Annotated in this window: 1 protein-coding gene; it reads right to left on the bottom strand. The window is 63.5% G+C overall.

What is annotated here, in order from left to right; translation table 11 throughout:
• On the bottom strand, window positions 1-2335 hold a 2335-nt coding region (locus tag ACFFJK_RS22385; RefSeq protein ID WP_379681870.1), incomplete at its 3' end, for a M1 family metallopeptidase.
• Between the last annotated feature and the right edge of the window lie 269 nt (window positions 2336-2604).

Below are 2604 nucleotides of genomic sequence, written 5' to 3'. Positions count from 1 at the left end.
TGGTATTAAAGTCGCGCATCAGGTTGGCCGGATCGCGGTTGGTCTTGAACAGCTCCAGGCGCGAAGGCGTCGCCCTGGCCGGCCACGCGTTGTTGCTCACGTCGATGTCGGCGGTTTCCCAGAACGGGTCCTGGACCAGGCCGACGATCGGCTCGTCCGTGATGAACAGTTTCGTGACTTTCGTCGGCGAGTAGCGCCATACCTCGGCCGGGATGCGCTCGATGTATTTCTTGCCGCTCTTGAGCTCGATCTCGACGATCAAGGGCATGACCAGACCGCCCTTGTTCGAGAAGTCCACCAGGTAGAGGTGCTTGCCTTCTTTCAGCAGCGCCTTTTCCCAGTCTTCCAGGCCTTCCATGGTCTCGGCGAACTGGTTGCGGTCCTTGTTGGTGACCGTGAAGTCGTCGTTCTCGTTGTAGAAGTCCTTCAGTTCGGGGTGGGCGTCGACGCGGCGCGGCATCCCCTTGTTGCGCTGGTCGGTGATCGAGATCGGCTCGGCCTGCTTGCGGGCGCGAGCCCAGGCCTTTTCGATTTCCGGGTCCTTGGTGCTGATCGTGTACTCGGTCACGCCGTCGACGCTGATGTCCACGGCGTCGGTGGTGTAGAACCAGCCGCGCCAGAACCAGTCCAGGTCCGTGCCGGAAGCGTCTTCCATGGTGCGGAAGAAGTCGGCCGGGGTCGGGCGCTTGAATTTCCAGCGCTCGGCGTATTCCTTGAAGGCGAAGTCGAACAGTTCGCGGCCGAGGATGGTCTCGCGCAGGATGTTCAGGGCGGCGGCCGGCTTGGCATAGGCGTTGTTGCCGCGCTGGAGCGTCGATTCGGCATTCGTCATGATCGGCACCTGGTTGGTGCTGCGCATGTAGTCGACGATGTTGCGCGCTTCACCGCGGCGGGACGGATAGTTCTCTTCCCAGGCCTGCTCGGCCAGGAACTGCAGGTAGCTGTTCAGGCCCTCGTCCATCCAGGTCCACTGGCGCTCGTCCGAGTTGACGATCATCGGGAAGTAGTTGTGGCCCACTTCATGGATGATCACGCTGATCAGGCCGTACTTGGTGGCCTTCGAGTAGGTGAGTTCGCCGGTCTTCTTGTCCTTGCTAGGCCTCGGGCCGTTAAACGAGATCATCGGGTATTCCATGCCGCCCACCGGGCCGTTGACGGAAATGGCGGTCGGGTAGGGGTAGTCGAAGGAATACTTGTTGAACTGCTCGATGGTGTGGATGACGGCGGCGGTGGAATAGCGCTCCCACAGCGGGTTGCCTTCCTTGGGGTAGTAGGACATCGCCAGCACGTCGACCTTGCCCGACTTGATGCCCTGCGCGTCCCAGATGAACTTGCGGCTGGACGCGAACGCGAAGTCGCGCACGTCCCTGGCCTTGAAGTGCCAGGTCTTGGTCGCCTTCGAGCGTCCTTTCTCGGCCGCTTCGGCCTCGGCCTGGGTGACGATGATGACCGGCTTCGTCGCCGTGCGCGCCTGGCGCAGGCGCTGGCGCTGGGCATGGGTGAGCACCGCATCCGCGTTCGCCAGCTCGCCGGTCGAGGCGACGATGTGGTCGGCCGGCACGGTCAGCTGCACGTCGTAGTCGCCGAACTCCAGGGTGAATTCGCCGTCGCCCATGTACTGCTTGTTCTGCCAGCCCTTGAGGTCGTAATAGGCGGCCATGCGCGGGAACCACTGCGCAACTTCGAAGATGTCGTTGCCGTCGTCGAACTTCTCGTAACCGGTGCGGCGGCCCACGACGTTCATCTCGGGGATGTTGAAGTTCCACGCCATGCTGAACGACACGCGCGCGCCCGGCTTGAGCGGCTGCGGCAGGTCGATGCGCATCATGGTCTTGTTGATCGTGTGGCGCAGGGGGCGGCCGCCCGCATCCAGCACGCTGGTGACGTTCATGCCGCCCTCGAAGCGGTGCTGTTCCAGCGTACTGCGCAGGGCATCGAACTTCACGCCGTCGTTGCCGCGCGCCTGCCATGCCTCGCGCGACGGCAGGGTGGCGATGCGGCGGTTGTCCGAATCGTTGCGGAACATGTTCTGGTCCAGCTGCACCCACAGATAGCTCAGCGTGTCCGGCGAGTTGTTGTAATAAGTGATGCTGCCCGAACCGCTGACCGAGCGCTTGTTTTCGTCGAGCGTGGCGCGCAGGCGGTAGTCGGCGCGCTGCTGCCAGTAGCGGTGGCCCGGGGCGCCGGACGCGGTGCGGGTCTCGCCCGGCGTCGGCAGCAGCTCGTCGAGCTGGCGGAACTTGTCGTCGAAGGCCGGTGCGGCCGTGGCGTTACCCGTGACGGCGCCGGCCAGGAACAGGCTGGCGATGGCTGCCTGCAGTTGCTTGATCTTCATGCGTTTATACGAAAAAGTGTTCTTCAATGGACAAACGGCAGGGCGCGCAGCCCTGCCGGTGGGGGACGGGCACGCCGTCCACAAGCCCGATGGCGTTTACTGGGCCTTGGGCGCTTCTTCCTTCTGGCTCGGGGTCTTGAGCTTGGTATTAAAGTCGCGCATCAGGTTGGCCGGATCGCGGTTGGTCTTGAACAGCTCCAGGCGCGAAGGCGTCGCCCTGGCCGGCCACGCGTTGTTGCTCACGTCGATGTCGGCGGTTTCCCAGAACG

Origin of the sequence: Massilia consociata, from assembly GCF_042432755.1 — a bacterium.
Classification (GTDB): domain Bacteria; phylum Pseudomonadota; class Gammaproteobacteria; order Burkholderiales; family Burkholderiaceae_D; genus Telluria; species Telluria consociata.
The sequence above is the reverse complement of the archived record's forward strand: the minus strand, read 5'-3'. Positions and strand labels throughout refer to the sequence as shown.